Annotated in this window: 17 protein-coding genes; 10 read left to right on the forward strand and 7 right to left on the reverse strand. The window is 35.1% G+C overall.

Going from position 1 to position 25033, the window contains the following annotated elements; translation table 11 throughout:
• The first annotated feature begins 220 nt into the window (after window positions 1-220).
• Complete coding sequence (gene glgA / locus OXU93_RS06475) at window positions 221-1654, forward strand: glycogen synthase GlgA (protein ID WP_267384835.1); 1434 nt, start codon at window positions 221-223, stop codon at window positions 1652-1654.
• Between the two features lie 49 nt (window positions 1655-1703).
• Here glgA and trxA read toward each other — a convergent pair whose 3' ends face one another.
• Window positions 1704-2021: a thioredoxin gene (gene trxA / locus OXU93_RS06480; RefSeq protein ID WP_267383367.1), complete on the reverse strand. Its 318-nt coding sequence runs from the start codon at window positions 2019-2021 to the stop codon at window positions 1704-1706.
• A 589-nt stretch (window positions 2022-2610) separates the two neighbouring features.
• On the opposite strand from trxA, the gene ggpS reads away from it, so the two are divergent.
• The 5 genes from ggpS (at window position 2611) to OXU93_RS06505 (ending at window position 10088) form a co-directional block, all read left to right on the forward strand.
• Window positions 2611-4104 (forward strand): glucosylglycerol-phosphate synthase, encoded by a 1494-nt coding sequence (gene ggpS / locus OXU93_RS06485; protein ID WP_267383368.1) that lies wholly within the window; start codon window positions 2611-2613, stop codon window positions 4102-4104.
• A gap of 154 nt (window positions 4105-4258) precedes the next feature.
• Complete coding sequence (gene glpD / locus OXU93_RS06490; protein ID WP_267383369.1) at window positions 4259-5932, forward strand: glycerol-3-phosphate dehydrogenase; 1674 nt, start codon at window positions 4259-4261, stop codon at window positions 5930-5932.
• An 828-nt stretch (window positions 5933-6760) separates the two neighbouring features.
• The gene (argB, locus tag OXU93_RS06495; RefSeq protein WP_267383370.1) at window positions 6761-7669 is read left to right on the forward strand and encodes an acetylglutamate kinase; all 909 of its coding nucleotides are present in this window, start codon (window positions 6761-6763) and stop codon (window positions 7667-7669) included.
• A 229-nt stretch (window positions 7670-7898) separates the two neighbouring features.
• Window positions 7899-8117 carry a DUF4327 family protein gene (locus OXU93_RS06500; RefSeq protein WP_267383371.1) on the forward strand — a complete coding sequence of 73 codons (219 nt, stop codon included), beginning with the start codon at window positions 7899-7901 and terminating at the stop codon, window positions 8115-8117.
• Between the two features lie 42 nt (window positions 8118-8159).
• On the forward strand, window positions 8160-10088 hold the full coding sequence (locus OXU93_RS06505; protein WP_267383372.1) for an ABC-F family ATP-binding cassette domain-containing protein: 1929 nt from the start codon (window positions 8160-8162) through the stop codon (window positions 10086-10088).
• Between the two features lie 1285 nt (window positions 10089-11373).
• Here OXU93_RS06505 and OXU93_RS06510 read toward each other — a convergent pair.
• From OXU93_RS06510 to OXU93_RS06520, 3 genes are all read right to left on the reverse strand, one after another.
• A complete protein-coding gene (locus tag OXU93_RS06510; protein WP_267383374.1) occupies window positions 11374-12186 on the reverse strand; it encodes a tetratricopeptide repeat protein in 813 nt (270 codons plus the stop codon).
• Between the two features lie 152 nt (window positions 12187-12338).
• Window positions 12339-12800, reverse strand: a complete 462-nt coding sequence (locus OXU93_RS06515) for a CBS domain-containing protein (RefSeq protein ID WP_267383375.1) — start codon at window positions 12798-12800, stop codon at window positions 12339-12341.
• A 231-nt stretch (window positions 12801-13031) separates the two neighbouring features.
• Window positions 13032-13544, reverse strand: a complete 513-nt coding sequence (locus OXU93_RS06520; protein ID WP_267383376.1) for a DUF2062 domain-containing protein — start codon at window positions 13542-13544, stop codon at window positions 13032-13034.
• A gap of 503 nt (window positions 13545-14047) precedes the next feature.
• On the opposite strand from OXU93_RS06520, the gene crtR reads away from it, so the two are divergent.
• On the forward strand, window positions 14048-14932 hold the full coding sequence (gene crtR, locus OXU93_RS06525; RefSeq protein ID WP_267383377.1) for a beta-carotene hydroxylase: 885 nt from the start codon (window positions 14048-14050) through the stop codon (window positions 14930-14932).
• Between the two features lie 156 nt (window positions 14933-15088).
• On the opposite strand, the gene OXU93_RS06530 is transcribed toward crtR, so the two are convergent.
• From OXU93_RS06530 to OXU93_RS06540, 3 genes are all read right to left on the reverse strand, one after another.
• Entirely contained in the window at window positions 15089-15859 is a 771-nt protein-coding gene (locus OXU93_RS06530) for a carbonic anhydrase (RefSeq protein WP_267383378.1), read from the reverse strand.
• 121 nt (window positions 15860-15980) lie between these two features.
• Window positions 15981-17132: a hypothetical protein gene (locus OXU93_RS06535; RefSeq protein ID WP_267383380.1), complete on the reverse strand. Its 1152-nt coding sequence runs from the start codon at window positions 17130-17132 to the stop codon at window positions 15981-15983.
• Window positions 17133-17242: 110 nt separating this feature from the next.
• Window positions 17243-17632 (reverse strand): hypothetical protein, encoded by a 390-nt coding sequence (locus OXU93_RS06540; protein ID WP_267383381.1) that lies wholly within the window; start codon window positions 17630-17632, stop codon window positions 17243-17245.
• Between the two features lie 926 nt (window positions 17633-18558).
• Here OXU93_RS06540 and OXU93_RS06545 point away from each other — a divergent pair.
• The 3 genes from OXU93_RS06545 (at window position 18559) to OXU93_RS06555 (ending at window position 24718) form a co-directional block, all read left to right on the forward strand.
• On the forward strand, window positions 18559-20967 hold the full coding sequence (locus tag OXU93_RS06545) for a GH116 family glycosyl hydrolase (RefSeq protein ID WP_267383382.1): 2409 nt from the start codon (window positions 18559-18561) through the stop codon (window positions 20965-20967).
• 461 nt (window positions 20968-21428) lie between these two features.
• Complete coding sequence (locus OXU93_RS06550) at window positions 21429-21953, forward strand: DUF4168 domain-containing protein (protein ID WP_267383383.1); 525 nt, start codon at window positions 21429-21431, stop codon at window positions 21951-21953.
• 275 nt (window positions 21954-22228) lie between these two features.
• Window positions 22229-24718, forward strand: coding sequence for a glycogen/starch/alpha-glucan phosphorylase (locus tag OXU93_RS06555; RefSeq protein ID WP_267383384.1), 2490 nt, complete (start codon window positions 22229-22231; stop codon window positions 24716-24718).
• Window positions 24719-25033: the final 315 nt, after the last annotated feature.

Here is a 25033-nt window from a genome sequence, read left to right on the forward strand (position 1 = left end):
TATTAATCTATATAATAGAGTAGCTTTCTAATAAGTTAGCTAATTTTTGGGAAAATTAAATAACTAAAAAATAGTGTTAATTTAGAAATTAGAGTTCTTATACTCACAATAATAAAAAGTCAATAATTTACTTCTACGTGTTCAACTTTTAACGATGTCAAGATTAATCAACTCTCGTATAATCGATCAGAAAGCTAACACCAAGACACACGGAGCAAAGATGCGGATTTTATTTGTTGCGGCAGAAGTCGCTCCTCTCGCAAAAGCTGGAGGTATGGGAGATGTAGTCGGTGCTTTACCAAAAGTTTTACATAAATTAGGATATGATGTACGAATTTTTATCCCCTATTATGGCTTTCTAGCTGATAAATTAGGAATTCCTCCGGCTCCTATTTGGCAAGGAAATGCCATGTTTCAAAATTTTGTTATCTATGAAACTACCTTGCCGAATAGCGATGTTCCATTATATCTATTTGGACATCCCGCTTTCACCCCCCGTCGTATTTATCATGGAGATGATGAATTTTGGCGATTTACTCTTTTTGCCAACGGAGCAGCTGAATTTGCTTGGAATTTTTGGAAGCCAAATGTTATCCACTGTCATGACTGGCATACTGGGATGATTCCCGTTTGGATGCACCAAACTCCTGATATTAATACAGTTTTTACTATTCATAATTTAGCTTATCAAGGTCCATGGCGCGGTTATTTAGAACAGATAACATGGTGTCCTTGGTATATGCAAGGAAACAACGTTATGGCTTCGGCCTTACAATTTGCTGGACGGGTTACCACCGTTTCTCCAACTTATGCTCAACAAATTCAAACAGCAGAATATGGAGAAAAATTAGAAAGTTTACTTTCCCATATTCATGAAAATATGGCAGGAATTCTAAACGGTATTGATGTGGAAAACTATAACCCAGCCACCGATAAGCTTCTGTATAAAACCTTCACAAAAGATACTCTAGAAAGACGACAAGCTAATAAGATTGGACTACAAGAAGAAACAGGTCTAGAAGTGAATGGGAATATTTTATTGATGGGGATGGTGACTCGTCTAGTTGAACAAAAGGGAATTGATCTCGTAATACAGATTCTAGATCGATTTATGGCCTACACCGATGCTCAATTAGTCATTGTGGGGACTGGAGACCGCTATTATGAAAACCGACTATGGCAAATGGCCTCTCGCTTTCGCGGTAGAATGTCGGTACAACTTCTCTACAATGATGCTCTCTCCCGACGAGTTTATTCTGGTTCAGATGTTTTTTTAATGCCTTCTCGTTTTGAACCTTGCGGTATTAGTCAATTGTTGGCTATGCGTTATGGCTGTGTCCCCATAGTTCGTCGTACTGGTGGATTGGTGGATACGGTACCATTTTATGATCCTATTAAAAACACAGGCACTGGATACTGTTTCGACCGTTATGAACCCTTAGATTTTTTAACTTGTATGATACGAGCTTGGGAAGGATTTCGCTTTAAAAAAGATTGGCAAAAACTTCAACAACGATGCATGTCCCAAAACTTTAGTTGGTATAAGTCTACCGCCGAATATATTCGGATATATAAATCAGTTGTGGGACAGCCCCCTGAATTAAGCAAAGCTGAATACAATAAACTCAATTTCTTTAACGAGTCTATAAATTAAAATCAAATAATTGATAGCGATTAAGTAATCATAATTTGCTATCAACAATTTAAATGAGATCTTGTAAATGCTGAATCAGTTGAGATGCTTGAACCACTCCTTCAATACGCTCAACTGGATTACCATTTTTAAACAAAACTAAAGTAGGTAGAGCTTGAATTCCGTATTGAGAAGATATTTCCGGATATTTATCGCTATCAATCTTTATAATCTGTAGACGATCTCTAAAATGAGTCCCGACCTGTTCTAAGATAGGACTCATCATTTTACACGGACCACACCAAGTCGCATAAAAATCAACCAACACAGGAACTTTGGAAGTGGCTAGCAGGTTTTTAAAACTAGAAAATTGCTTTTTAACTACCATAACTTTCCATTCTCTGATGACTAATGTGAAGATGTCCTTGTTTGAAAGTTCGAGCCCGGACCATTCCCCCAGATGGTAAGAGAGTTTACCATAATCATGTTAATTCTTTATGGTTTATTAACTATTTGCCCTTGTTGCAGGATTAGGAATGCTCCTAATTTATGCCTAAATATTTCATCCCCAACACTGTGAATTTATGTTAAAATACATCGCATAGATCTATGCAAAACAAATAAACAAATTAGGTTCAGGGTGTTTATTCTTCTGATTCATTATGAGGGTGAAGTAATAGAAAATCCTAAACCGAGTGAGTGAGTTGAGTCAATCAAAAGCTGTCCCTTACGTCAGGATTCATTAGTAACAAGAGTAGACCAAAACGACAAGCTTTAAATTCAATGTATGCGAGTATGCGACCGACTAATAAACTCAAGGAATACCTATTCAGGCGCATTTAGCCACAAAATATATTCTCTTTCTCCTGTAGGAGATGTAGGAGAAACAAACGCAAAAGTCTATATATCATTCATTGAGAGTCTGGAAAGCCAACAACTCGCGACAAACACTGACTAGTAAAGATTAAAGATAGATTATGAAGTCATCTCTCGTCATTCTATACCACCGCGAACCTTACGATGAAGTGGTGGAAAATGGAAAGATCCACTACCGACCGAAGAAAAGTCCCAATGGAATTGTACCAACCCTAAAAAACTTTTTTACTGATGTCCGTCAGGGGACTTGGATTGCATGGAAGCAGGTTAATCCTAAACAAAGAGCTAAGTTTATAGAACAGGTTACTGTAGAAGAAGACGCAAGTTACACTGTTCATCGTATTCCCCTAAATGCTAATCAAGTTAAACACTTCTATCACATTACTTCGAAAGAGGCTTTTTGGCCGATTCTCCATTCTTTCCCATCTCATTTTACAAGCGAGTCATCAGATTGGGAAAACTTTATGGAGATTAACCGTCTCTTTGCAGATGCTGCCTGCAAAGAAGCGGCTGATGATGCCTTAATTTGGGTCCATGATTATAATCTTTGGTTGGTTCCCTATTACATCCGACAGAAAATGCCGAATGTTAGGATAGCATTCTTTCACCATACACCCTTTCCGGCAGTGGATATATTCAACATTCTGCCTTGGCGCGAAGCTATTGTGGATAGTTTGCTATGCTGTGACGTTGTCGGATTTCATATTCCTCGATATTCAGAAAATTTTGTAAATGTAGCTCGCAGTTTGCGAGCAGTGGAAACTGTCCAGAGAGAAAAAGTGGCTGGACACATGACTCCTGTGGGTATTGCTTTAGCTGAACCTGAACGAACTACAAAGCTGTCCTATAAAGGACAAATCGTTAATATTGATGCCTTTCCTGTGGGGACTAGCCCCAAAAATATTCTTGAAGTTCTGAACAAACCAGAAATTAGGATCAGACTTGAGCAGATCAAAGAAGAACTACAAGGGCGCAAGTTATTAGTTGCTGCTGGCAGAGTAGACTATGTCAAAGGAAATAGTGAGAAATTAGAAGCTTTTGGACGTTTATTAGAACGTCGTCCTGACTTACATGGTAAGATTAATCTTGTCATGACTTGTGTGCAACCTGCTACCGGAATGCGAGTGTATGAAACAGCTCAAAAGCAGATTGAACAGCTAGTAGGAAAAATCAATGGACGATATGCCAAGTTTGATTGGACCCCCATCCGACTGTTTACTCAACCTCTGCCATTAGAAGAGCTTTTCTGCTACTATCGTGTCGCCGACATTTGTTGGACAACTCCTCTGCGAGATGGCTTAAACCTAGTAGCAAAGGAATATATTGTTGCTCATGAAGGTAAAGATGGGGTGTTAATTCTCTCTGAATTTGTTGGAGCTGCCATTGAACTTCCTCAAGCGATTTTGACTAATCCATACTCAATTGATCGCATGGATCAAGCAATGGAAGAAGCTTTAGCCATGTCTCCTGAAGAACAAAAGGAACGAATGACTAAGATGTACGAAACTGTGACAACCTATGATGTCGGCTATTGGGCAGACCGTCTGTTTAAGTTGTTTAGGGACATGAAACACGAAACTGTCCCAGAAAAGTGACGTTTATTGAATGGAGGATCACTAAAAAAAGTCATTTAGTTTTAGCTGGAGGACTTTTTCTTATTTTGACTTCTCTTCAATCTAACTAAGAATTGCTCTAATCTAATCAAGTAAGAATTGCTCTTGATGAGCTTAAACAAAAGGAATGATGGTCATGCGAAATTTTAATGAGATTCAACAAGCGACTTATGATCTGATTGTTATCGGTGGTGGTGTAAACGGTGCTGGCGTAGCTCGAGATGCCGCTTTACGAGGATTAAAAACGATCCTTATTGAGAAAGGCGATTTTGCCTGTGGAACTTCGAGTTGGTCAACTCGTTTGATTCACGGAGGGTTACGCTATCTAGAATATTTTGAATTTCCTTTAGTACGAGAATCTCTAAGAGAAAGAGAAATTCTTCTCCATACCGCTCCTCATTTAGTTAAACCTTTACTACTAACTATTCCTATATATCGTGAACGCTCTCGTCCCTATTGGAAAATTTGGGCGGGCATGATACTTTATGATATTTTCAGTGCGGATAAAACACTTCCTCCACATCGAATGTTGCCCCCCGCCCAATTTAAACAACTTTTTCCTTCTATCGATTCAGATGGTTTGACTGGAGGAGCACAATATTATGATGGTCAAGTAACTTACGCAGAGAGATTATGTTTAGAAAATATTCTCTCTGCTAAAGCAGCTGGAGCGACAGTTCTCAGTTACGTTAAAGTAACTCAATTGCACCGTCAAAATAATAGAATTTCTTCTCTGACTTGTAAAGACTTTTGGACAGACCAGGAATTTATAGTCAATGGCCATGATAAGTCAATAGTAATTAACATGGCAGGACCTTGGGTAGATTATGTATGCCAGTTGGGGATGAAAGATAATAAAGAAGCCCCCATAGGTAAAACAAAGAAAATTGGTGGAACAAAAGGTAGTCATATTATCGTTAATCCCTTTGTTGGAGCGCCTAGCACCAGTCTTTATGTAGAGGCTAAGTCTGATGGTCGTCCTTTCTTTATTGTACCTTGGGATGGAATGTATTTAATTGGAACCACAGATCAATCATTTAAAGGCAATCTTGATCAACTTAAAGCTGATGATGATGAAATTGACTATTTATTGAGAGAAACTAACTACATTATTCCTAATGCTCAACTTTCCCGTAAGGACATAAAATTCACCTATTCAGGAGTACGTCCTCTTCCTAATGCTGAAGGGAAAAAGCCTGGCAGTATAACTCGCAAACATATTTTCTTCGATCATACTAAAGAGGGAGTAACTAATCTAATTTCTTTGATTGGAGGTAAACTGACCACTTATCGCCAAGTAGGCGAAGAAATAGTTGACTTGGTCTTCAAGCGACAAGGAAAACCTATTCCTCCTTGTCCAACAGAAAATAAACCTCTTCCGGGTTGTATTTTACCAGGTGATCCTCGTATGCAAGAAGTGCTAACGAAATACCATGATTGTGTTTCTAGCCATACTATTGATCATTTGTTTTCAATGTATGGATCTAAAACTATAGATATTTTAGCATTGACAGATTCAGAACCGGATTTAGCTACGGTCATCGCCCCTGAACTCCCCGATATTAAAGCTCAAATCGTTTATGCAGTTCGTAATGAGCTAGCTTACACTTTAGTAGACATTATGCGTCGCCGTACCACTCTTGCTATGCATTCTGATTATGGAATAGATTTACTACCAAGTCTAACGGAAGTTCTAAGTCTACATTGTGGCTGGGATGAACATAAATGTAATCAGGAAAAAGAGAGATATATTGACTACATAAACAACAATTGTCTTCCTGATTTTGACTCTTTAAAGACATCTCTGTAATCAACGCCGATGTTCCAGGGAAGGGGAAGGCTTCTTAAAAACTAACTATGCAACCTAGGTTTGGTTAGTAAATTTTATTGACAAAGTTCTTCCCCCAACAGTTATCATCACAAACTAAAAAATAAGCTGACTGAATACAGAATTTGGATTAGAGACGGTAAAATCGGCCCATGCTCTTCGGGAGTCTGGCAGAGACGAGCCCTCAAGTGTTACATACCCAAAGGGTCGATTAGTCTGTGTCGGACTAACCGAAGAGCGACCTACTTGAACTGAAAAGTATAATAAACACGTTACTGTGCTAGCCAGTAGCAAACGTTCTAACATCTCACACCACCTAAAATCAATCGAGAAAAACACTTGGTTTTACGTTCTTGTCCTTAACTATCTAAAAGAAACTACCCTAGAATACTAACTGAACGCATCACGAGATAATAGACCAAGATGTTCTTATTATAAAGGCTGATGTCAGAAATTTAGTTTAAAATTATAGATTTTTATGACAATTTCTGTTGTGTCCTATGTTTTTACGATAGTACTATCACTGTAGACCTTTTTAAGGCTAATTTGTATTGTTTTGTAATCAAAATAAATTTCGTCTTCCGAGGGAAACACCCGGGTGAAGACGCATATTATTAACAATAATGTTCCCTAAAAAAATTATTGTTAATAGAAATGACTAGGTAAAGTTCTTCCATAAAATCTATAACACTAAATATCAACAATATTATTTAAGTAAAAAAATTTACGACTCACTGTTAAAACATTTGGGGTTAGTTGCTTTTTACTCTAAACTATTAATCTGGCTACGTTAACAAATGAGTATCGAAAATGAGTATCGAAAATGAGTATGTTGGACAAGTGGAAGCCACCCGCGTCCGAGTTCTTAGTGAAGCTCTCCCCTATATTCAACAATTTGCCGGACGGACTGTTGTTGTCAAATATGGTGGTTCTGCTATGAAAGACAGTTATCTTAAAGATAAAATTATCCGCGATATTGTTTTTTTAGCTTGTGTTGGTGTCCGTCCCGTTGTTGTCCACGGTGGTGGACCTGAGATTAATACTTGGCTAGGAAAGTTAGGCATTGAACCTCAATTTAAAGACGGATTGCGTGTGACAGATGCAGCTACTATGGATGTAGTAGAAATGGTATTGGTTGGTCGAGTCAATAAAGAACTGGTTGCCCTAATTAATCAGGCTGGTGGTCAAGCGGTAGGATTGTGTGGCAAGGATGGTAACTTAATTAAGGCGCGTAACCTCGGCACAGAAGGTGTTGGTTTTGTCGGTGAAGTTAATCAAATAGATATAAGAATTGTCAATGCTTTGATCAATAGTGGTTATATTCCAGTGATTTCAAGTGTGGCTGCCGATCAAAAAGGACAGGCGCATAATATTAATGCCGATACGGTAGCTGGAGAGATAGCTGCATCTTTAGGAGCAGAAAAATTGATTTTAATTACCGATACCCGGGGAATTCTCCAAGATTGCAAAGATTACTCTACTTTATTGACTAAATTGGATATTCAACAGGCTAGGGAATTAATTAATCAAGGTATTGTAGTAGGTGGTATGATTCCCAAAGTCAATTGTTGTATACGAGCACTTGCCCAAGGAGTGAGAGCTGCTCATATTATTGACGGGCGGTTCCCTCACGCTCTACTGTTAGAAATATTCACCGATAAAGGGATTGGTTCAATGTTAGTTGCTTCGCACTCTAAGATTGGATCTGTTTTTGATTAGTAAATCTTGATCGTAGTAACCCTTATATATTAGCCTAGGGGCTCTTGCAAAAACTGAATAGATAAGCTACAATGAAGAATATGGGAATGCTTCTCTATTAATCTGTCTGTTAATTTAAGTCTATACAGCAACACTAATTTATAATCGTATATAAATTTATAATCACATATTAAGAAGCACAACCCGACGAGTATTTGTAAAATTTAGTAAACGCAAATTAATTGAGTCTATGACGCAACAAGTGGCCCATCCTATGGTGAAGTTTCAGCGTAAAGTCGCCTCACTCGTGGAATCCAAAGTACTTAAGCCGAACGATAGTCTATGGAAACTAGCCCTCCTGTATGGAGATCAATGGGGTTATTGGAAAGGAGAACTTTTAGAATTCGAATTTACCATGAGAGATACTGTCAGCGACGTATTGAACGTAGAGGAGTGGGATGAAGAATAATCATAAGAGGGAGTGTACTTCCTCTTCTAAGATATTATTTACATGACGATTTTTACACTGCGAGAGCTTAAGAAAAGCTTTGGTATCAAAACAATCCTTAATAATATTAGTTTTAGTCTCAATGAAGGAGATAAGGTTGGATTGATTGGAACAAATGGTTCCGGTAAGTCCACTTTGCTTAAAATCATTGCTCAACTAGAATTAGCTGATGGAGGAGATATATGGGTCAATACCGGAGCGAAGATCGTCTATCTGCCCCAACAACCTGATCTAGATGAACAACTCACAGTCTTAGAGCAAGTCTTTACTAACTGTGGAGAACAAATGAAGTTAGTTCAGGAGTATGAGCGGCTCTCGAACCAAATAGCACGCGAACCAAAAGAGATAGACACCTTAATGGCTCAGTTATCAACTGTTAGCCAACGCATTGATGCACTGGGAGCTTGGGAGGTGGAGACTAACGCTAAAATCATTCTAAGTAGACTGGGCATTGAAGATTTTGAATCCAAAATTGCCGATCTGTCTGGAGGATACCGCAAACGTATCGCTTTAGCATCAGCTTTATTATCTAACCCTGATGTTTTGCTGATGGATGAACCGACCAACCATCTCGATGTTCTGTCGGTAGAATGGTTGCAGAGTTATTTAAATCATTATCAAGGAGCGTTATTATTGATTACCCATGATCGTTATTTTCTTGATAAGGTAACCCATCGTATCTTAGAAATTGATCAGGGAGATCTTCATAGTTATTCTGGTAATTATAGCTATTATCTGCAAAAAAAAGTTGAAGATCAAGTATCTCAATTAAGCAGTCAGCGTAAACAGGCAGGAATCTTGCAAAGGGAATTAGAGTGGCTTAAGCGAGGACCAAAAGCTAGAAGTACTAAACAAAAAGCGAGGATTGATCGTATTAGAGATATGCAGGAGGTAGAATATAAGCAAGATCAAGATAAAATAGACATTTCTACAATTAGTCGTCGAATCGGTAAGAAAGTTATTGAATTAAAGGAAGTTAATAAATCTTACGGTAAACGAACTTTAATTAAAGATTTCACTTATATTTTTAATCCAGAAGATAGGGTAGGGATTATTGGACCCAATGGAGCAGGAAAATCAACTTTAATGAATATTATTATGAATCAGGTTACTCCTGATTCAGGAATAGTAGATATTGGAGCTACTATTCATCTTGGTTATTTCGATCAACATTCCAAAGATCTAATTGTTAATCAAAATGAACGAGTAATTGATCATCTCAAAAGTATAGCTGAGTTAGTTAAAACCACGGATGGAAATGTGATTACCGCTTCTCAAATGTTGGAACGATTTTTATTTCCACCGGATCAACAATATGTACCTATCTGTAAACTTTCTGGAGGAGAGAAACGACGGTTATTTTTGCTACAAGTTTTGATGAGTTCACCCAATGTTTTAATTTTAGATGAACCCACAAATGATTTTGACGTACAAACGTTAGCAGTTTTAGAAGAATATTTAGATAAGTTTAATGGTTGTGTAATTGTTGTCTCTCATGATCGCTATTTTCTGGACCGCACTGTTGGGACTATCTTTTCTCTAGAATCTGACGGAACTATTAGTAAGTATCCGGGTAATTATTCTATTTACTTAGATTATAAAAGAGCTAAGGAGGAACAAGAAAAAGAAGAAGATAAAAAAAGAAAAAAACAAGAAGTTAAAACCAAAAAGGAGAAAGTTTATACTTTAAAAAAATTAAGTTTTAGTCAACCTCGTAAACTATCTTTCAGTGAGAAACATGAATATAAAAAACTTGAGGAAAAAATTTCAGAATTAGAAGCTAAAAAAGAAAATATTGAACAAATATTGTATGATAATCCTCCTAGTGACTTTACCAAAATGCAGAAATTAACAAAGGAATTAGCTCAATTAATTGAATCTATTGAAGTAGCTACTAGAAGATGGCTAGAATTGGCAGAGTTAGATAGCTAAATATTAGTGATTGTCTAGAAGATCATTATAAAAATGATATTAAAGATACTTATAGTTTTTAATTGTTATTTGTCAAAACAACTGTTACAGTCATAAGACAATATAAGAATATTAAGATGGTTTTATATTTAAATAATAACTGTGATTTATTCTAATCTGTTATACTTTAAACTTGTACTAAAAAATAATTTAAATACTATAAAGATAGTATAACAAAATCAGATACTAGAATTTGTTTGTAATCATTAATAGTACTTTAAATAAAAACTAAACAATAACAAAAGACTATGAATCATATAATAAACAAAAAAGATAGAGTAAAATTAAACAATAAAAATTTAGTTATCTATTTATTAAAACAATGCTGAGACTTCAGTAAAATTTGATAGTCTATAAGCAGGTAATGTCACTAAAAAAGATGTGAATTCTATGTCTCATGAACTGGAAATAATATTAGAATATAGTCGCTATTAAATAGATAAATTATAATTAAACTTATTTTAAAAAATCATTAAATAAAAAGACAAAATCAGAAAATAAATAATAACTTACCTATAAAATATTATTTAACTATTAATAGAAAGTAATAGAGATTTATTTACACCTTAATTATCTCAAATTTTAATTTATAAACAGGAACTAGGTATAGAAAAACTTGGATCCTCTGTTGCCTTAAATAATACTACTGCTGTAAAGAAAAACCTTGTATTAACAATAGAATATTTTTTATCAACATATGAATTTAAACAAACTTGAAAATTGGTAATTGTTGTAAATAATTACCCTAAATAATATTTATTTATCTAGTTACACAAACTAATCATCATTTTATAAGTTAAAAATTTTTTATCTGTGCTAACTTTTAAAAAAGTAGGTTTTGCTTTTATCAAATAACTTCAAATAAGTATATTAAACATAATTAATTATCTCGACAATACACTAGCTAAAATAGAAATCAAAAATGATTTTTTATCATACTAGATATCATGACTATGATAGTTATCTTTTTTTATGTAAAAAACGTACTTATTCTTCAAAAGAACTATAAGATGATTAGATATTAAATTTTAGGTTAAAAAAATATAATTCGTCTTTCAATTTTTTAGACTGTTTTTATATGCTAACTAGACTTGTCTTATTTTAGCTATCCTAACTTTATTAGTAGACTTTGAGATATTTTTTATCTCGACAATAAAATGTTATGACAGTTATTTCCCAAAAGTCTAATATATTCTGCTCCTTTATGGTGTAGGAGTCCTACTATGGAAACGGAGAAATATTAGACTTAGGGAATTGTAATGTAAGGAAAAGATTTAGGAGTTAATTTATTCGATTGAGATTTTTCTATTTTAAGTACTTTTCGTTGCATAGTTGCTAATTGCCGTTCTAATCTATTTATACGACTGTGAAGCTGACTGACATCAGTTTGATAACGTTGCTTATTACGTTTTTGTAAAGTGACAATTTTTTCTTTGAAGATTGTTTGTTCTTTTTGTAACTTATTCATGTCTCGGATAACAATTCTTTCTAACTGTTGAAGCCGTGACTTTTTTTCCCACAGACTAGATAATGTACCACTTAACCAGAAAAAACTGCTAATACCCAGCAATAATCCTCCTAAACTAACAATAATCCCAATTGATATCCGTTTACGCAATTTTAAGTCCTTAGAAAACTGCTCTAATAAATTTAACGCTTCTTTACAATCAGGTTTAATAACAAGACATTGACGAATTCTAAAACGAACATTATTCTCATCTTCATAAGAATGTTTTTCTTGCCAACGTCCAATGTAGGAACCAGCAAGACTAATTAACATCTCTAAATTAGAGGGATTAAAAACTACTGCTTCTTGAAGTTCTAATATGGCATCATCCCAGTGCTTCAGACTCATATAACCTTGAGCGCGAACATAGTGATCATGAGATTGTTTTTGGGCAGCCTCAATTTCGTCAGGTTCAATACCAAGCTCTGCCGCAATTTTTTCTACTTCTCCTGTAGTAGGAATACGTTGACTCGACTGACTTAATTCAGTAACTCGTTGAATGTAGTTTTCAATGACACTACTGGAAACATTTTCAGAAAAAGTAGTCTTCATTTAAAGTTTCTCTCTTAAATTTTAGTTAGCTCGAGTCATTCGACACCAGGTGGGAAATCAAACCTGTGGGTAATGGTTTTCTATGTTGGTCGATTGAATGTAATTTCGTATCAATGTAAGATACCCGTTGTTGTCCGAGTTAATTGATTAATTTAATCTGTGGCCATTGAGCGAATAATATCTCCTTGAGTTAATAGACCAATAACTTTATTTCCTTGTTTGTTAACTACTGGTAAACGGCTAATATTCTTTTTGTGCATGATGTGGGCAGCTTCGCGCAGAGATTGAGAGGATTGAACTGATATAGGTTGACTAGTCATCACTTCTCCTACTGTTTGTCCTAATACTTTATGAATCTCTTTTTCATAGCGTGCGGGATTTTGCAGATAGATAACACTATCTAAAATTACAATATAAGGAGATGCTTCGACTCCTGATTGTTGCCACATTAAATCAGTTTCAGAGATTATTCCAACAAGTTTACCTGCATCATTAACTACAGGTAGTCCACTGATATGTTTTTCCGCTAATAATTTGATCGCTTCTTTTAATGGTGTTTGTGGAGTCACCATTATAGGATTGGGAGTCATTACGTCTGCAACAGTTTTTCTCATACTTTCATCTGGGAGATCATTTGGCTGGTTGACTATCAACTTTACTTTATTGTAGGCATTTTCTAGGTATATCTTCAGATCTGGTTATCAGATTGTTGCTTCTTGTTAGAAACGTTTTACCAGAAAAATAGAATTAACTCTAAACATTTATTATGAAAATCAGTAACAATTTCCAAATAAATGTTTAGAGTTAATCTAATCTATGATTACTTATCTTGGGTTCTATAGTTATCATTTTTGGTTAGCAATTTTACATGTTTTTTTCCAATCAAAAAACAATTTTAAACCCAAAAAATAACTAATAAAAGAGCAAAAAATACCAACTATAAAACATCCTAAAAATAGGGTAACAATGTAATTTAACCCTGATTCAATTAACATTGACCAGGATTGCCAACCTTGCTGGAAATTTATTGGTAAAATTTTATCTTTAAATCCTAGCAATAAAAATTCACCTACTTTATAATTCAAGGTAAAAATAGGAATATAAGTCAAAGGATTACTAATCCAAGTTCCAATAGCCGCAGCAAACTTATTTCCACGACAAATAATTGCTAGCAAAACTCCTATAACAGTTTGGAGTCCAAATAAAGGAAAACACCCAGCAAATACTCCACAAGCTAATCCTCTAGCCATAAAATGTGGAGTTACTCGTAACCGACGAAACCGCAAATATAAGTAACGATAATGTTTTCTTAAACGACAAAGCGGCAAAATTGTAAATCTATCTTCTTCCATTACCATCGACTTAATAGAGTAGCCATAATAGGTTTTTAAACACATTTACAAGCAATAATTGAATCACTATTTTCATGGTACTATCAATCTCTTTAATTAATCATAACAATCTTACAATATATAAGCTTAATTTTAAAAATCAATTAAGTCTCTGTATATTTAAAAAAAGTTAGATAAATATCTTTATTGATTATTCTTTAATATTATCAAATTGAGTATTGATGAAAGAAAAATCTATCGAAATAACTTACCTTATATTTAATCTATTCTATAAGTACAAATTAAACTATATAGAATATTTTTTCATTGATAATGATAAATTTTTAGCAAAATATGATTAAATTGTGTTTCACATAATATTAGGCCTTGTACTAGGTTTTATGACTAACGTGTTGTTTGTTTTCTATTCTATAAAGATGCCATAATATTATAGATCTTTATTCAGAATGAGATAGTCTTATGGACTACCCAAAGATAGATATTACGTTGGCAAAGGAGTAAGCGAAAAAATGCAGTCGGACCGGACCTCGCTGACAGTCCCCGAAGAATATCTTAAAACACCAGGTGGCTTCAATCCTAATGTCTCGATGTTTTTTAGCTCACTCTTACTGATTAGTCTTTCAACTTGCGGTTATTGGTTATGGAAATGGCCCAATTGGATTTGTTTTTTTTCTAATGTTCTAGCTCTTCATTTATCAGGAACAGTTGTTCACGACGCTTCCCATAATGCAGCCCATAATAATCGTATTTTCAATGTCATTCTAGGTCATGGTAGTGCACTAATACTGGGCTTCGCTTTTCCCGTATTTACACGGGTACATTTGCAACACCACGCTCATGTCAATGATCCTTACAATGATCCTGATCATTTTGTCTCCACCGGAGGTCCTCTATGGATGATTGCTGCTCGTTTTTTCTATCACGAAGTTTTTTTCTTTAAACGTCGTCTTTGGCACAAGTATGAGTTATTTGAATGGTTTTTGAATCGACTGTTTATATTGACGGTAGTTTTTTGGAGTATTCATTACGGATTTATCGATTATTTAATGCATTTTTGGTTTGTTCCTGCTCTGGTGGTCGGGATTGCTTTGGGATTATTTTTTGATTACCTTCCCCATCGTCCTTTCAAGGAACGTAATCGTTGGAAAAATGCGAGGGTTTACCCCAGTCCTATTTTAAACTTAATGATTTTTGGACAGAATTACCACTTAGTTCATCACTTATGGCCATCTATTCCTTGGTATAAGTACGAGCAGGCCTATAACGCGACCAAACTTCTCTTAGATGCTAAAGGATGTTATCAGTCTTTAGGACTGTTGAAGGGAAAAAACTTTCGTAGTTTTCTATATGACGTCTTTTTAGGAATTCACTTTCATAACTTTCAGAATAAGTAAGTAGTCATAGTAAAGCCAATCGCACCGGATGACAACTCATAAACGGCCAGTCCAATAAACAACTAAAATATAAGCAACTTACATGCATAACTGATATACTCCTAAGTATGACCTATATAGGTATTTTGGAAAGTTTATCTGATAGGTGATAGGTCTCTAGATAGAAGTAAGAATAAAACGACGATTAATCGGTTGAACTGGGCGCGCGTTTAAGGGAAAAATTTGTTTAAATTGCTGAATTTGCATTAGAGAAACTTCTAGTGGTTCCCGAAATACTATCCAATAGACAATCTCAGAACAAGGGGGAGTAGTCAGAGATCCAAAATACCGGTAGCTATCAAAGCTAGTTGGCAACAATTTATCTAGAGAAATATAACGATCAGAAATTAATCTTTCGGTGCTTTTTCGAGATGGCATATTATCCCAGACCGACTGAAGAGTTTGATGTTCTTGTCCTTGTTTAAGAGGAACTCCTAAAACTGCAAGAGAACCTTGTTCATTGCGATGGACAAAATGAATTTCCATCGGGTAGTTTTTTCCATTGACAGTATGTTCACTAGGATGATGGAAATGAAATTGCAAAAGCTCAAATTTTTGGTTATCAACACTAATAAAATTACCTGGTCCACTATTAACTTGAATTGTGTGACCATTATTGATAATGCGCAGGGGAATCTCCTGATAAGAAACTTCTATGCGGCTAAGTTGAGATTCAATAGGAGACTGTAGATCAATAGGTGATTGTTGTTTTCCCGTTTTACAAACTCGGTATTCTTCAGAAATATCTCCCCATTGTTCAGGATGCCGGTAATCCCATTCAGTATGATTTTCTTTGCCAATAACTGCCAACAGAGAAGGAAAACTCAAACTAAAAGTCGTTCCTGCTAATCCCACGGGAATTGATTTGAGAAAAGAGCGTCGATCCATAATCTAAATTGGTCTATCGGGACTATTCAGTCCTAATTATAGCGTCAATTACCCGATTGGTTAAATTTTAAAATAGTTCCCAACTAAAAATTAATAATTTTAACATTAGGACTGACAATCACTACTTGTGTCGTCTGGATAAAAATGAAGGCAGGTCAATCTTACCTTGATCATGTGGTTTGTTGCAATTAATATCAAAACTAAAAGTAACAGAAGGCTGTACTGTCAATTCTTGAGACATTGAAGTAACCATCTTATGAGAGTGAACATCATGGTTAGCAACACTTTTGGGATCAACATTAGCTGATATAGCTTTTGGATTTTCTTTGTTGAGTGATTCTTCCCCCTCAATCATTATCTGTTTAACAACTTCGGGTTTTTCTAAGGCTAAGGTGGGGAGCGTCTCAGTTGCTTTATCGAGATCTTCTAAAGAGGATAAAAGTTCAGACTGTCTTGGAGAGTTAGACGTAACTATCTGCTTAAGCAAAGTCTTCGGTTCTACTACAGTTGAAACTGACTCTGACACTTTTTGGGCTTTGGCTTTCTCTGACCAGCTGTTAATGGAAGTTATCTTAGGGGGAGAAATTTTAGTTGAACTAAGAGAATGAGAATTTATTGAAGGTTGAACTTGCTTTTTTGTCGACTTACCCAAGCATTCATCCAAAGCTGCCTTATACTGTAGAGAATATCTCTGTTGTCGTTGCAACCTGGCTTGTAATTCTTCGACCTGTTTTTGACTATGCTCTAGTCGATTAGCCTTTTCCTGATAACGTTGCTTAAGTAAGGTACACTGACGTTCTACGTGAGCCAATTGGGACTGAGTCGTTGCCAATTTTTCTTGAAGGGTAGTTAATTCCTGTTGTTGTTGTTGAAACTGCTTTTGAGCAGTCTGAAATTGTGCTTTTATAGTATCGACTTGAGTGGTTTGTTGGGTAAGAAGGAAATCATTTCGACGCGCTTGTTGTCCCTGTTCTTGTAGCTGTTGTTGGGATTCAGCCAAGGATTGTTCTAATTGTACGATGCTCTCAAGTAGTTCCCTATTTTGTCCCCGTAGTTTTCGCGCAAGATTAAACCAATCCCGACTAGTGACAGGGTCGTTCTCAGGAGTGACCGAAATTTCTATAGTAGAGGGAGGAGAATCATTGACTTCGATGGGGGTAGTAGTCGGGGTGATTTGGGCACTGATAGTCTCAGACTGATTCAGTTGATCAGAAGTATTCTTTGGATCTGGATTACCGTCCAAGGGCATCTGAGGATGATTAAAGTTACTCATTAGAAATGGCGATATGGGCTGGCTCTGAATATATGGATAGATGGTCTAGAGCCAGATTTAGTTTCCTTAATCGATTTAGTTGATTTTTGGCTTCTAGAGTCTCTATAAAACTAACGGTTCATCTCGAATATATGAGACTTTGACTCTTTAGTCCTCGAATGATCATGGCCTTTGTAAGTATTGTGATTGTGAGGTTTAGACCTAATTTCTATAGATCCTAATTTTGACCGTTCTAAACTTAAGAGAGACATAGTTTCAACTCCAAAAGCAGCTATTCCCATGGAAACGGCTCCTGTCGCAATAGTTCCCATAGCTACTGCCCCAAATGAAATGAGCCCCATCGGGACAATTCCAATAGCAATAATGCCCATGGGCGCAATGCCAATTGAGATATAACCTGTCGGGGTGATACCAATAGAGATAAGAGCAGTTTTTTGTTGATTACAAAAGCCTGTGGGTTGAACAGAAACGAGCTTTTTTTCTTCGACTGTTGAATCCATAGGTAACACTATTATAGTTGGATGTATTAGCGAGATTTATCTTAGCAAATGATCACCAATATTCGTCAAAAGACAATATGTCAAACTTAAAGAGTATAGGACGTTTATTTTTTCGTATAAATATCAATACAGCAAAAGATATTTTGACCTTATTTAAAGGCTGTTACAATGTGTATTTTAAATTTCAACTAAAACAATATAAAAGCATTTTCTAATCTTTTACATTGTTTTGTAATTTCAACAAATCTTGAAGTACAGAATAAATAGTCAATAAATAAAGATCTTAGGTCAAAATAGATGTTTGTTGTCTATGTTTAGACTTGCTAAATAAATTAGTTTTTTACTACTAAAATAGTAAAAAACTAATTTATGCTTGTTTCATTAGTTGCCGTCAATCAGCTTTATCTAAATAAATAACTTATTAATAGTACTCGTAACAGTTAACCTGTAAATTTTAAATTTTTTACTCTAACAGAAAAGTAATTTAATATTAGTTAATCTAATATTATTAGAATTTATTTAAAATAGACTAAGAATAGAGATAAACATTCTACAATTATGATAATATTCTGGTTTTTTAGGTAGGTATTTTAAGATAAGAGAAATATTTTTTATTATTGATAATATTGCAATAAACAATGTTGTCAATAATAAACTTAGTCATTTTATATAAGAAATAAAAGTCATATAATTTATTTTGCAAACTATTCATTATCTAAATAACTAGTTAAGATCCTTTTGTCAGAAAAAATTGAGAATTTCGGATCAAATAATCCAGACTTAGTTTCACTTTTTTTGAATAAAAAAATAGTATTTCTAGTTTTTTTTCTTAGTTTATATGTAAACTACAGATGTTAGATTTTGTTGATTTTGCGACTGACCATATCATACTAATGATATAACTGTAACAGGTTAAGATGAGCCCTATGAACATACCATTTTCTTTTCCTAATATTCCTCATTGCACTTGGAAACGTCCTATCGGAAAAGGATGGGATAAGCCCTATACAGTACGAAAAGCTAGTAATTTAGACGATGGACCCAACCATGGAATGCCTCTCGGTGGATTTGGGGCAGGTTGTATTGGACGTTCCCCTTCTGGTGACTTCAACCTCTGGCACCTTGATGGAGGTGAACATACATTTGGGGACATTCCCGCCTGTCAGTTCAGTATTTTTGAACAGTGCGAAGGAAAAAATGCTAAAGCTTATGCTCTTTGTACGCAACCTCCTGAAGATGGAACTCTATCAACTTGGAATTGGTATCCCACAGAAAAAGGGACTTATTACGCTCTTTATCCTCGCAGTTGGTATGAATATAGAGATGTATTTGATAGTAAATTGATTTGTGAGCAATTTTCTCCAATTATTCCGAATAATTACCAGGATACTAGCTATCCTCTTGCTATATTCGAATGGACCGCTCATAACCCTACGGACAAACCTATTACTCTCAGTATTATGGTAACGTGGCAAAATATTGTGGGATGGTTTACTAATGCGATTAAATCTCCTGAAATTATCGTTAGGGATGATGGTAGCCCCGAATATAGGTATCAACCCCGATGGAGGCAAAGTACGGGGAATTTTAATCAATGGATGCGAGATAACTCTAATGTCGGGTTTATACTTAACCATATTCAGCCTCAAACTCAAGCGCAAGAAGGAGAAGGACAAATTTGTCTTGCTAGCATGATTGATCCCGATGTTGAGTTTTTTTATTTAGGGAAATGGGACCCCGAGGGGGATGGTTCAGAAGTTTGGGATAATTTTGCCACAAATGGATCATTACCGAATACTGAAGACGAAACACCGGCTAAACATAGGGAACAAATTGCTGCAGCTATGACCATTCGGTTTACCATTCATCCCGGGAGAACTAAAAAAATTCCTTTTGTTTTAGCCTGGGATTTTCCTATTACAGAATTTGCTCAGGGAGTGAAATATTATCGTCGCTATACTGACTTTTTTGGTCGTAATGGTAAGAATAGTTGGGCGATGATTAGAATCGCTTTAAAAGATTTTAATATTTGGCATAAAAAAATAGAAGAGTGGCAGTCTCCTATTATCACAAGAAGTGACTTTCCTGACTGGTTTAAAATGGCTTTATTGAACGAGTTATATCTACTCACTGATGGAGGAACTTTATGGACAGCCGCCTCAGAAAATGATCCCATTGGACAGTTTGGTGTTCTTGAATGTATAGACTATCGTTGGTATGAAAGTCTAGATGTTCGATTATATGGTTCCTTTGGGTTAATGATGCTTTGGCCAAGAATAGAAAAGTCAGTCATAGAAGCATTTGCCAGAGCAATTCCAACCTATGATGATACATCTAGAATTATTGGCTATAACCAAGCAAAGGCAATTAGAAAAATCAAAGGGGCAACTCCTCATGATTTAGGTGCTCCCAATGAACATCCCTGGAAAAAGACTAATTATACTAGCTATCAAGACTGTAATCTATGGAAAGATTTAAGTAGTGATTTTGTTCTACAAGTGTATCGAGATTATCTACTAACACCAGGTAAAGATAAAAATTTTTTGGAGAAATGTTGGCCGGCAATTGTAGAAACTTTAGCTTATCTAAAGACTTTTGATTTAGATAATGATGGTATTCCGGAAAATTCTGGTGCACCTGATCAAACTTTTGATGATTGGCAATTACAAGGGATAAGTGCTTATTGTGGTGGATTGTGGATAGCAGCCCTAGAGTCCGCTATTAAAATTGGCGAAATTCTTTTAGAAAATCCTCCAACTAATTTAAAATCGAAAATGAAATTAGTTAGTGACCATATCAAAGACTATAATCATTGGTTGCAACAATCTCGGTCAGTTTATCACAAGGCTTTATGGAATGGAGAATATTATCAACTAGATAGTGAAAGTGGTTCTAATGTAGTGATGGCAGATCAATTATGTGGTCAATTCTATGCTCGTTTGTTGAGATTACCTGATATCGTTGAGGATAAGTATATCCAGTTAACTTTAAGCAAGGTTTATGATGCTTGTTTTCTAAAGTTTCAAGGGGGACAATATGGAGCAGCAAATGGGATGAAACCAGATGGAACACCCGAAGATCCTGATTCAACTCATCCTCAGGAAGTTTGGACAGGAATTAATTTTGGTTTAGCGGCATTCCTTATACAAATGGGACGTAAAGATGAAGCATTTAAGTTAATTGAAGTAGTGGTTAAACAAGTGTATGAAAATGGCCTACAGTTTCGTACTCCTGAAGCAATAACGGCTGTTGGAACTTTCCGTGTGTGTCATTATCTACGTGCAATGGCTATTTGGGGAGTTTATGGTGTTTTATCTGATTTTAGTACTTTGTAGTTCTTTTTTTTATGTAAAAAACTTAAATTCTATTAAATTAGTATTAACTATTTTCAATTAAGGTTAGTTAATACTAATCTCTGTAATCAGAATTGTATTTTTACGTCGAAAATGTAAAGATTTATTCTAAAACAGAAAATCTATTTTATGTCACTTTTTTGGACAAATAAAAAATCAATTCAGTTATAAGAATGAAACTTACTTTTATAGCTAGATTAGAGGAGAAACTAAAAGAGAAATTTTTACTTAACAGAAGAATAATCTGAATTAGTCTATATTTAAATCAATAAGGCAAAGCTGAGAAAAAATATTTTGATGTTCTTAAGCTAGATATTTTTTCTTTTTAAACCAAGACTTGTTAGAATCGACAGAACTCTTTCATTATCCGTCAATAGAGTATAAAAGAACTATTGGAAAGGAATAGATAACCATAAATTTATGTTTGCGAGGAAATCATAACAATGTTTAAAAAACTACTCTTAGGAGAATATATCGGAGTATTACCTTTACTATTAGGAGCAGGAGGACTTCCAACGTGGAGTCAAACTGAGTTTCCTCTATTAGGAAGTACATTGAAACAGATGACTCAGGAGTATACTATTGTTCAGACTTTTAATAATCCTACCGCAAAAGACTTAGAAAAATTTGCTCAAACTGTCAAAAAACAACGAAATTTAGCTCAAGATACTAAAGAAAAAATACTTGAAGTTCTTGATGGGGAAGGATTAAGTAGACAACGTTTTCGAGAAATAGCTCAACGAAAGAGTACTCTAGGAGTATCTATAGAAGACTTTTCAGATGAAGATTTTGAAAAGTTCAAGAATGTTTTCCCCAAAGTTAAAAAAATTGCTCAAGAAGATCTGCTTAAGCAAAAAAGATTAATAAGATCTCAAGGATTTACCATTCAGGAGTTTAATGCGATCGCTACTGAAGTTCAAAATAATCCTTCTCTACAACGAGAAGTCCTTAGACTCATAAGAGACTAGATCTTGTATGAGTCTAAGGACTTCTCTATACCATTGCTATTTTTAATTTAACTGGAAAATATGTAAGAAATATTTCAGTATATTTATTGATAACACAAATTTCTAATTATTAATTTAGAAAAAAATATTCGATACTCTAACTTTCTCTCATTTAACTTCAATTTAGACTTGAACAAATCTTAACAATCTCAAGATTTGTTCAAAATAATTACAAGGACAACTCATTTTAAACTTAGAATCATATATCGTTTAATTAAGAAAGTAATACACAGCTTATGAATGCATCTTTGTCCAAAAAATTTGCCACAGAAAATAATCCAACTAAATCAGAGATAGAAACTCTCCAACGAGCAATATTCGATAATCTTTTTCACATTCAAGGAAAGTCTCCCGCTATTGCGACAAAAAATGATTTCTACATGGCTGTAGCTTATACTGTTCGCGATCACCTTCTTCAAAATTGGTTAAATACCATACAAACTAATTTTAAAGAAAATGTCAAGATAGTCTGTTACTTGTCAGCAGAGTTTCTAGTCGGTCCCCATTTAAGTAACAATTTAATCAACCTAGACATTGAAAACTCTATCTATAAAGCGGTAAAAGAATCGGGGCTTGATATTCAAGAATTAATAGATACTGAAAAGGAACCTGGATTAGGTAGTGGAGGATTAGGCAGATTAGCTGCTTGTTATATGGACTCTTTGTCGAGCCTAGAAATCCCGGCTATTGGCTATGGAATTCGCTACGAATTCGGTATTTTTAACCAAAAAATACGTGACGGTTGGCAAGTTGAAATTACTGACAAATGGCTACAACAGGGGAATCCCTGGGAGGTAGCTCGTCCTGAAGCTTCAGTTACTGTTAATTTCGGGGGGCATACAGAACCATATACTGATGAGTATGGAGTTTACCGAGTCCGTTGGGTTCCTGAGTATGTGGTTAAAGGAATTCCCTACGATACCCCCGTGTTAGGGTACAAGGTTAATATTATCAACACCCTACGGTTGTGGAAATCGGAAGCATGTGAATCCTTTGATTTTCAACGTTTTGATTTGGGAGATTACTATGAAGCAGTCAATAGTAAGGTTAATTTAGAAAATATTAGCGCAGTTCTTTATCCTAATGATGAACCGATTCAAGGGAAAAAATTACGGTTACAACAGCAATATTTTTTCGTCTCCTGTTCTCTACAGGATATGATTCGCACTCATTTGGGGAAAAATCCTAACCTAGATAATTTTCATGAACAATGGGCTGCCCAAATGAATGATACCCATCCTGCTGTGGGAGTAGCTGAGTTGATGCGGTTATTAGTAGATATTCATCATTACGAATGGGACCAAGCTTGGAAGATTGTTCAAAATACCTTTAGTTATACTAACCATAGTCTATTGCCTGAGGCATTAGAAAAATGGCCTTTGAGTGTATTTATTCAACTACTTCCTCGAATTGTAGAAATTATCTATGAAATCAATCAACGATTCCTTGAGCGTGTCCACATTAAATTTTTAGGGAATACAGAAAAACTTTCTAACCTTTCTCTTATCGATGAAAGTGGGGCAAAATATGTCCGTATGGCTAATTTAGCCTGCGTTGGCTCTCATACAATTAATAGTGTTTCATCTCTACATTCAAAATTACTTAAAGAAACCGTATTGCGCGATTTTTATGAATTGTTCCCCGAAAAATTTATCAATGTTACCAACGGGGTTACTCCTCGTCGCTGGATAGTTCAAAGTAATCCTAGATTAACTCAATTAATTAAAGAAAAAATTGGGGATGATTGGATTAAACGTCTCGACAAATTACAGAAGTTAGAAGATTTTATAGATGATTCGTCTTTTCGTCATCAATGGCGCATAGTCAAACGAGCAGTTAAGCAGGATTTAGCTGATTACATTCAAATAAACGGAGGTATTCAAGTTGACCCCACTTCTTTGTTTGATGTCCAAGTAAAGCGAATCCATGAATCTAAACGCCAACATTTGAATATCTTACATATCATCACCCTTTATAATCGTCTTAAGCACGATCCCAATTTGGATATTGTTCCTCGTACTTTTATTTTCAGTGGTAAAGCTGCTCCGGGGTATTTTATGGCTAAGAGGATTATAAAGTTAATTACATCGGTGGGAGATGTAGTGAATAATGATCCTGAGATCGGTAACAATTTAAAAGTCATCTTTCTTCCTAACTATAATGTCAGTCTAGGACAGCGGGTCTATCCAGCAGCTGATCTGTCAGAACAAATTGCTACTGCGGGGAAGGAAGTATCAGGAACAAGTAATATGAAATTTTCTCTCAACGGTGCGTTAACTATTGGAACTTTTGACGGTACTAATGCAGAAATTCAAGAGGCAGTAGCAAAAGAAAACTTTTTCCTGTTTGGGTTAACCAGTTCAGAAGTAAGCAAAGTTAAGTCCCAACAATATGTTCCGCGTCATTATTATGAGAAAAATGAGGAATTAAGAGGAGTTATTGATCTAATCAGTTCAGGATTCTTTTCCTACGGAGATTGTGACCTATTTAAACCAATTATAGATAATCTATTGTATGATGACCCCTATCTTTTATTAGCAGATTACCAATCCTATATTGACTGTCAAGAAAAAGTAGATGAGGCATACAAGAACCAAGACTATTGGAGTCGAATGTCTATTTTAAACGTGGCACGAATGGGTAAGTTTTCTAGTGATCGCTCTATTCAAGAATATTGTGATCATATTTGGAATGCCAAACCTATTACTATCGAATTACAATCCTAATCCCAAAACAATACTAGTATTAAATACTTAAACCCTAAATGGGAGTAACCTAACCGCTATTTACCATTATTCTCATAAGTTGTTAAGGGAATGAAGGAAACCTCGGAGAGGTATAAAAATGAACTTATCTTCAACAGTTAAAATAAATACTAATTTTAGCTGTTGACTTTTGCTATATCTAAAGTTTCTTTTAACAGAGAACTTTAGATATAAATAATCGATTGCGGAATACTATTCAATGCTCTCTAGATTTAGTTTCACTATCTTAAACTAGCTCTTAAGTATACTTGACTGTGATCCAACGGAATAACTGGA

The organism is Cyanobacterium sp. uoEpiScrs1 (assembly GCF_947331815.1).
Classification (GTDB): Bacteria; Cyanobacteriota; Cyanobacteriia; order Cyanobacteriales; family Microcystaceae; genus Rippkaea.

Excerpts from the sequence above, each read along its gene's own strand:
- glpD (WP_267383369.1), top strand. The coding sequence starts at position 4,259 with ATGCGAAATTTTAATGAGATTCAACAAGCGACTTATGATCTGATTGTT.
- crtR (WP_267383377.1), top strand. The coding sequence starts at position 14,048 with ATGCAGTCGGACCGGACCTCGCTGACAGTCCCCGAAGAATATCTTAAA.
- OXU93_RS06550 (WP_267383383.1), top strand. The coding sequence starts at position 21,429 with ATGTTTAAAAAACTACTCTTAGGAGAATATATCGGAGTATTACCTTTA.
- OXU93_RS06500 (WP_267383371.1), top strand. The coding sequence starts at position 7,899 with ATGACGCAACAAGTGGCCCATCCTATGGTGAAGTTTCAGCGTAAAGTC.
- OXU93_RS06545 (WP_267383382.1), top strand. The coding sequence starts at position 18,559 with ATGAACATACCATTTTCTTTTCCTAATATTCCTCATTGCACTTGGAAA.
- OXU93_RS06505 (WP_267383372.1), top strand. The coding sequence starts at position 8,160 with ATGACGATTTTTACACTGCGAGAGCTTAAGAAAAGCTTTGGTATCAAA.
- OXU93_RS06535 (WP_267383380.1), bottom strand. The coding sequence starts at position 17,132 with ATGAGTAACTTTAATCATCCTCAGATGCCCTTGGACGGTAATCCAGAT.
- ggpS (WP_267383368.1), top strand. The coding sequence starts at position 2,611 with ATGAAGTCATCTCTCGTCATTCTATACCACCGCGAACCTTACGATGAA.
- trxA (WP_267383367.1), bottom strand. The coding sequence starts at position 2,021 with ATGGTAGTTAAAAAGCAATTTTCTAGTTTTAAAAACCTGCTAGCCACT.
- OXU93_RS06515 (WP_267383375.1), bottom strand. The coding sequence starts at position 12,800 with ATGAGAAAAACTGTTGCAGACGTAATGACTCCCAATCCTATAATGGTG.
- OXU93_RS06540 (WP_267383381.1), bottom strand. The coding sequence starts at position 17,632 with ATGGATTCAACAGTCGAAGAAAAAAAGCTCGTTTCTGTTCAACCCACA.
- OXU93_RS06555 (WP_267383384.1), top strand. The coding sequence starts at position 22,229 with ATGAATGCATCTTTGTCCAAAAAATTTGCCACAGAAAATAATCCAACT.
- glgA (WP_267384835.1), top strand. The coding sequence starts at position 221 with ATGCGGATTTTATTTGTTGCGGCAGAAGTCGCTCCTCTCGCAAAAGCT.
- OXU93_RS06520 (WP_267383376.1), bottom strand. The coding sequence starts at position 13,544 with ATGGTAATGGAAGAAGATAGATTTACAATTTTGCCGCTTTGTCGTTTA.
- OXU93_RS06510 (WP_267383374.1), bottom strand. The coding sequence starts at position 12,186 with ATGAAGACTACTTTTTCTGAAAATGTTTCCAGTAGTGTCATTGAAAAC.
- OXU93_RS06530 (WP_267383378.1), bottom strand. The coding sequence starts at position 15,859 with ATGGATCGACGCTCTTTTCTCAAATCAATTCCCGTGGGATTAGCAGGA.
- argB (WP_267383370.1), top strand. The coding sequence starts at position 6,761 with ATGAGTATCGAAAATGAGTATGTTGGACAAGTGGAAGCCACCCGCGTC.